6 protein-coding genes are annotated in these 7,317 nt (G+C 66.6%); all 6 read right to left on the bottom strand.

The window, feature by feature from the left end; genetic code table 11:
• Positions 1-49 precede the first annotated feature (49 nt).
• Entirely contained in the window at positions 50-466 is a 417-nt protein-coding gene (locus AAC050_RS13965) for an MAPEG family protein (protein ID WP_339915699.1), read from the bottom strand.
• 49 nt (positions 467-515) lie between these two features.
• Positions 516-1,883 carry an MATE family efflux transporter gene (locus AAC050_RS13960; RefSeq protein ID WP_339915698.1) on the bottom strand — a complete coding sequence of 456 codons (1,368 nt, stop codon included), beginning with the start codon at positions 1,881-1,883 and terminating at the stop codon, positions 516-518.
• 218 nt (positions 1,884-2,101) lie between these two features.
• Positions 2,102-2,503, bottom strand: coding sequence for a DUF1489 domain-containing protein (locus AAC050_RS13955; protein ID WP_339915697.1), 402 nt, complete (start codon positions 2,501-2,503; stop codon positions 2,102-2,104).
• 242 nt (positions 2,504-2,745) lie between these two features.
• Positions 2,746-4,644 (bottom strand): biotin carboxylase N-terminal domain-containing protein, encoded by a 1,899-nt coding sequence (locus tag AAC050_RS13950; protein WP_339915696.1) that lies wholly within the window; start codon positions 4,642-4,644, stop codon positions 2,746-2,748.
• Between the two features lie 38 nt (positions 4,645-4,682).
• The gene (locus AAC050_RS13945) at positions 4,683-5,591 is read right to left on the bottom strand and encodes an enoyl-CoA hydratase-related protein (protein ID WP_339915695.1); all 909 of its coding nucleotides are present in this window, start codon (positions 5,589-5,591) and stop codon (positions 4,683-4,685) included.
• 47 nt (positions 5,592-5,638) lie between these two features.
• Positions 5,639-7,246 (bottom strand): carboxyl transferase domain-containing protein, encoded by a 1,608-nt coding sequence (locus AAC050_RS13940; protein WP_339915694.1) that lies wholly within the window; start codon positions 7,244-7,246, stop codon positions 5,639-5,641.
• Positions 7,247-7,317 lie beyond the last annotated feature (71 nt).

Here is a 7,317-nt window from a genome sequence, read left to right as displayed (position 1 = left end):
CCATCAGCAGACTCGCCCTCGCCGAGGACAACCTGTTGAGGCTCCACACCTAGAGGGTGTGGGTCGCGGCGAAAACGGCGAGAGTAATCGTCATGCCGATCAGGATCATGATCCCGCTAACGAAGGCCAGAAACCGGCGGCGCACATTGTTGCCGTTCAAGTGGATTAGACTGTGCACCAGCCGGCTGGCGACAAAGGCCCAGGCCAGGCCGGTCATCACCGGGCCGTCGGCCCCGACCACGATGGCCATAATCACCAGGGCATAAAACAGCACCGGTGCCTCAAACTGGTTCTGGTACTGGTTGGCGATGATCCGTGCCCGGGTCGGCCACGCGTCATTGGCGACGGCGACATCGGCCAGCCGCACCTCGCGACGCTTCAGTGCGCCAACGCGAGTATTGCCCAGCAGCAGGACAAGGCCCAGCGACAGGGTGATCTGGATCAGAAAAGGAAACAGCAGGGTCATGGCGTTTCACCTATGGGTTTTGAAACGCAACTATCTCACCGGTTACCGGTCAGCGCAATACTGAAGCTTCAACCTGACGAGTCGGCAGACGCCGCGCCACCCGCAGGAACCGCCCGGTCAGTAGCACCGACGAGAACAGGCTGGCGATGATGATGGCCCAGACCAGTCCGTTGACGCCGATCTGATGCGCCAGCCACCAGCCGGCCGGGATCATCACCCCGCCATAGGCGACGAAATGCATGATGGTCGGCCACCAGACGTCCCCCGCGGCGCGATTGGCCTGGGCGGCCACGGCCTGAATTCCGTCGGCCACAAAGAACAGGCAGGTCAGCACCAAAGCCGGCACCACCACGGCCAGCAGGGCCGGATCGCGATTGTAGGCGCTGGCGATCAGGCCCGCGCCCGGCCAGACGATCAGGGCCACCGCAAAACCGATCGTCGACACCACCGCGATCCCGACCAGTCCGGCCCGCAGCACGCCGCGCCCGTCGCGCTCGCCATAGGCCCGCCCGACCATCACCCCGGCCGCCGCCGACAATCCCATCGGCACCATGAAGATGATGGCGGTGACGTTCAGCACCACGGCCCAGGCCGAGGTCTCCAGTGCCCCCAGCTGACCGGCGATGAAGGTCATGGCGGCGAAGGCCCCGACCTCGATGAAATAGCTGGACCCGGCCCCGTAGCCGACCTTGCGCTGTTCGCGCTCGGCGGTGCGGTTGCGGGCCGGGCGCTCGAACACGCCCAGCGCGCGCGCCTCGGGCAGACGCAGGATGTAGATGATCAGGAACACGGCCAGGGCGGTGCGGGCACCGAAGGTGGCCCAGGCCGAGGCAACAGCCCCCTCGATGCCCAGACCCAGCAGGTCCGGTACCAGCACCAGGTTCAGCACCAGATTGACGGCATTGGCGACCCACATGGCCCACATCCCGGCCTTGGGCCGGTGCAGGGCCTCAAGAAAGAACTGCGCCGCGACACTGACCAGATAGCCGGGCATCGACAGGGCAAAGACGATCAGGGTCGGCGAGGCTCCCTCGCCCAGGCCGTCGGCCAGACCGGCGTGACGCATGACCCACGGGCCGAACACGATCATCGCCAGCATCGACGCCACGCCCAGCTGCAACCCATAGGCCACGCCACGCCGGAACACGCCGCCGACCTCATGCCGCCGCCCCTCGCCCAGATAGCGGGCGGTCATCACCTGAACGCCCATCATCAGCCCGACCGCCGTGGTCACGAGAATAGTGACCGGGGCCAGGGCCAGCGAACTGTAGGCCAGCTCGCGCGCCGACCAGTTGCCGACGACGATGACGTCGGTCAGCCCCATGGTCATGATGCCGATGCGCGCCAGAACGACCGGCCATGCCAGGGTCAGCAGGTCGCGAATGGCGGTACGGGTCGGGCGACTCAGGCTGAACATCGGAGGCGGCAAAGGTCACGACCGGGGTCCGGCGTCAATATGATCCTTCTCCCCTTGCGGGAGAAGGTGGCCGAGCGACGCGAGGTCGGATGAGGGGTCGATCCGACCTGAAAGACATGGACATCCGCCGCGCGCACTGCCGCCGGTGTGACCCCTCATCCGTCAGCCCCCGGCAAGCCGAGGGCTGCCACCTTCTCCCGCAAGGGGAGAAGGGATTTCTACCAGGCCCCCATCTCGCGGAGGTGTTTGGCCAGGTCCTCGGGCAGGTCGCCGGGGTCCAGGGTCGACAGGTCCGGCGGCGCGTCCTTGGGTTCCAGATAGCGCCAGCCCTGAAACGGTCGCCGCGCCTGGGGGGCCGTGCGCACGACCTCGTTGGACAGGCGGATCTGGCATTTCGCTCCGGTCTTCCCCTCACCCGCCGGCGTGATGTCCAGCACCCGCTGGCGACAGACGACCGACCCCTTCATCACCCAGTACAGCGAACCGCCGTCCTCGATCTCGGTCGCGCGCTTCGGCGTCATCCGCGTCGGCACGATCAACCATTGATTCTTGGCGGCCCGCCGTTCCAGCGTCTCGACCTTGGCCACGCCGACACAGAGCTTGATGATATGAAGAGGCATGAGCCCGGCTTTAGCATCCATTTCGGATTCGCAAGGAAGAACACCGTTTGACCCTCTCCCGGCGGGAGAGGGTTAAATCCGTTGGACTCATAGAGTCCGAAGACGTGCAAATAAAGGACGTCAAAATCAGCGACTTGCACTCGATGGACTCGGTATTTACCGAGTCCAATCGACTCAGCCTCCGCGATCACAGGGGTCGGCAGATAAATCTTATAAGTTTCTGTATTTGATAACTTTCTCGATCAGGCGCTGGCCTCGACCGTCGCCAGCACCGCATCGGCCCCGACCTGATCGCCGACCGCAAAGCCGACCTCACCCACGACCCCGTCGAACGGCGCGACCAGGGCGTGCTCCATCTTCATCGCCTCCAGCACCACGACCGGCTGCCCCTTGGTCACCGCGTCCCCGGCCTTGACCGGGGTGGCGACGATCTTGCCGGGCATGGGGGCGCGCAGGGAGCCGTCGGAGGCCGCCCCGCCCCCGGCTCCGGCACGGGCGAAGGCGCGAACCTCGAAGGCCGAGCCGTTCTCGAAGGCAACGCCGACCCCATCGGTCAGCGGCAGATAGCTGATGACCGCATGAGGCGCGTCGAGCATCGGCGCCGCCCGGCCTTCGCCGTTGACCACCAGATATTGATGCGTCGTAGCAGCGGCGTTGGCCCGGAATCCGAGCGAGCCGTTCCAGCCGTCCCAGGGACTGCCGGGGTCTTCGCTCGCGTCCGGTTCCGCGTCGGTCCTCAGATAATGGGCCGCGTCTTCCAGACCCATGGCCGACAGGGGCTCGGCGGCCAGTTCGGCCTCCTCCGCGGCGATGAATCCGGTATCAATATCCCCGCTGACGAAGCGCGGGTGCTCCAGACATTTCATCGCGAAGGCGGCATTGGTCTTGATCGGCCAGACCTCGACCTCGCTGCAGGCTTCGGCGAGAACCTCGGCCGCCTCTTCCCGCGTCCCGGCATGGACGATCAGCTTGGCGATCATCGGGTCGTAGAACTGGCTGACCTCGCCGCCCTCCTCCACGCCGGTGTCGATGCGGATGTCGTCGGGCAGGCGGAAATGCTCCAGCTTCCCGATGCTGGGCATGAAGCCGTTGGCCGGGTCCTCGGCATACAATCGCGCCTCCATGGCCCAGCCGTTCAACTTGATCTCGGCCTGCTTCAGCGGCACGGGCTCGCCCGCCGCCGCGCGGAACTGCCATTCGACCAGATCGACACCGGTTACGGCCTCGGTCACCGGGTGTTCGACCTGCAACCGGGTGTTCATCTCCATGAACCAGATGCGGTCGGCCTTGAGCCCGTCCGAGGCGTCAGCGATGAATTCGATGGTCCCCGCGCCCTCGTAGTTCACGGCCTTCGCCGCGCGCACGGCGGCGTCGGTCACGGCCTTGCGAGTGGCGGCGTCCATGCCGGGGGCCGGGGCCTCCTCGATCACCTTCTGGTGGCGCCGCTGCAGCGAACAGTCGCGCTCATACAGGTGGACCACGGTGCCATGGGTGTCGCCGAACACCTGAACCTCGATGTGGCGCGGCCGGGTGATGTAGCTCTCGATCAGCACGCGCGGATCGCCGAACGACGACTGGCCCTCGCGCTGGGCGCTGGCCAGGCCGTCGGCGAAATCCTCGGCCCGGTCGACCTTGCGCATACCCTTGCCGCCGCCGCCGGCCACGGCCTTGATCAGCACCGGATAGCCGATGCGCGCGGCCTCGGTGGTCAGGGTGGCGACGTCCTGGGCCTCGCCTTGATAGCCGGGGGTGACCGGCACGCCCGCGTCGATCATCAGTTTCTTGGCCGCATCCTTCAGCCCCATGGCGCGGATGGCCGCGGGCGGCGGGCCGATCCACACCAGACCGGCGGCCATGACGGCCTCGGCGAAGTCGGCGTTCTCGCTCAGAAAGCCATAGCCGGGGTGGATAGCCTCGGCCCCGGTCGCCTTCGCTGCCGCCAGCACCTTGGCCGCGTCCAGATAGGACTCCCGCGCCGCCGCCGGGCCGATCAGCACCGCCTCATCAGCCTCGCGCACATGCAGGGCCTTCGCGTCAGCCTCGGAATAGACAGCGATGGTTCGGATACCCATGCGACGGGCAGTGCGGAACACACGACAGGCGATTTCGCCGCGATTGGCGACCAGGACGGATTTGAACATGAGCCGTTCCTAGCGTGCGGTTTCCGCCCGCGCCACTGTCACTCCGCCCAGCGCGGCTTGCGCTTGTCGAGGAAGGCGCGGACGCCCTCCTGGCCCTCGACCGAGACGCGAGCCTTGGCGATGCGGTGGGCCGTGTCCTCCATCAGGGCGTGGTCGATGCGATGACCGGCGACGTGATGCACCAGACGCTTGGCCTCGCCCATGGCCCCCGGGGCACTGCTGCCCAGACCCTCGGCGACCCAGGAGATGTAGCCGTCGATGGCATCGGCGTCAGCCAGCACCGAATCGATCAGGCCGATGCGGGCCGCGTGGTCCGCGTCGAACGGATTGCCCGTCAGGAACAGGGCCCGGGCCCAGCGTGGGCCCACGGCCTCGACCACATAGGGAGCGATGGTCGCCGGGATCAGGCCCAGCTTGACCTCGGAGAAGGCGAACTTGGTTCCCCTGACGGCCACGGCCATGTCGCAGGCGGCGACGATACCGGCTCCGCCGCCCATGGCCGCGCCCTCGACGATCGCCACCGTCAGGGCCGGAATGTCGTGCAGCGCCTTCAGCATCTTCGCCAAACCCATGGCGTCCTCGCGATTGTCGCTCTCGGACCAGCCGGAGGCATCCGCCATCCATTGCAGATCGGCCCCGGCGCTGAAGGTGCCGCCCGCGCCGCGGATGAAGACCGCGCGGATGTGGTCGGCCCCGTGCAGGGTCTCGAACGCCTCGTGCAGGGCGGCAATGGTGTGGGCGTCGAAGGCGTTCTTCTTGGCCGGGCGATTGATGGTGATGAAGACGAAGCCCGTGGCGGTCGAGCGGATCTGCACCAGCCGGTCATCGGCGTCCGGGGCCGGATCGGTCAGCAGCGGATGGACGATGGCATTGATCTTGGCCGCCTCGGCGTCGGTGACGTCGAGCGCATTGAGGTCGGCTTCGGTGGGAGTCTTGCGGTCGGTCATAGCCTATCCTCATATAATCCCTCTCCCGGTCGGGAGAGGGGCAGTCTCTACATCCTGAACACGCCAAAGGTGGTTTCGCTCACCGGCGCGTTCAATGAGGCCGAAATTGCCAGCCCCAGAACGTCGCGCGTCTGGACCGGGTCGATGACCCCGTCGTCCCACAGCCGCGCCGTGGCATAGTAGGGATTGCCCTCGTCCTCGTATTTCTGGCGCACCGGGGCCTTGAAGGCCTCGGCCTGCTCGGGCGTCCAGCTGTCAGCGTCACGGTGGACGGTGGCCAGCACCGAGGCCGCCTGTTCCCCGCCCATGACGCTGATCCGGCTGTTGGGCCAGGTAAACAGGAAGCGCGGCGCAAAGGCCCGGCCGCACATGCCGTAGTTGCCGGCCCCGAAGCTTCCGCCGATCAGGACGGTGAATTTTGGCACCTCGGCCGAGGCGACAGCGGTGACCAGCTTGGCCCCGTCCTTGGCGATGCCGCCGGCCTCATATTTCCCGCCGACCATGAACCCGGAGATGTTCTGCAGGAACACCAGCGGGATCTTCCGCTTGCAGGCAAGCTCGATGAAATGGGCCCCTTTCACCGCGCTCTCCGAGAACAGCACGCCGTTATTGGCCAGAATGGCCACCGGGTAGCCCCAGATGCGGGCAAAGCCGCACACCAGGGTGGTGCCGTACAGGGCCTTGAACTCGTCGAACTCGGAGCCGTCGACCAGACGGGCGATGACCTCGCGCACATCATAGGGGGCGCGCACGTCGTCGGGGATCAGACCGTACAGCTCGTCAGCGTCAAAGACCGGGGCTTTCGGCTCACGTACATCGATCTCGACCCGCTTCACCGTGTTCAGGCTGTCGACGATGGTGCGCACGATCTCCAGCGCGTGCTCATCGTTCTCGGCCACATAGTCGACCACGCCGGACTTGCGCCCGTGGGTCTCGGCCCCGCCCAGCTCCTCGGCCGAGATCACCTCGCCCGTCGCTGCCTTCACCAGCGGTGGCCCGGCCAGAAAGATGGTGCCCTGGTTGCGGACGATGACGCTCTCGTCCGACATGGCCGGCACATAGGCCCCGCCGGCGGTGCAGGAGCCCATGACACAGGCGATCTGCGGGATCGATTTCGCGCTCATCCGCGCCTGGTTGAAGAAGATACGGCCGAAATGGTCACGGTCGGGGAAGACCTCGGCCTGGTGCGGCAGGTTGGCCCCGCCGGAGTCGACCAGATAGACGCACGGCAGATTGTTCTGCTCGGCGATCTCCTGGGCCCGCAGATGCTTCTTCACCGTCAGCGGGAAATAGGCCCCGCCCTTCACCGTCGGGTCGTTGGCGACGATCATCACCTCGCGACCGGAAACGCGGCCGACACCGCAGATCATGCCCGCACCCGGAGCCCCGTCGGGGTCCTTGTCGTTGCCATACATCCCGTTGGCGGCCAGCTGGCCGACCTCAAGGAAGGGCGAACCCGGATCCAGCAGCCGTTCGACCCGGTCCCGCGGCAACAGCTTGCCGCGCTTCACATGGCGGTCGCGGCTGGCCTCGGACCCGCCCAGGGCGGCTTTGGCCACCTTGTCGCGCAGCTCCGCGACCAGGGCGCTGTTATGGGCATGAAGGGCCTTGAAGGCCGCACTGTGCGGATCGACCGCCGACGTCAGCTTGGGCATGAGGCTGGTTTAGGTCGGTTCATCGTTCCGGGGAAGCCGTCCTCGCAAAAGCAGGCGCGGCATAAGCGAAT

It is taken from the genome of uncultured Brevundimonas sp., assembly GCF_963974615.1.
Taxonomy (GTDB): domain Bacteria; phylum Pseudomonadota; class Alphaproteobacteria; order Caulobacterales; family Caulobacteraceae; genus Brevundimonas.
Note: the sequence above shows the minus strand (reverse complement) of the source record. Positions and strands in the feature narration are given on the sequence as shown.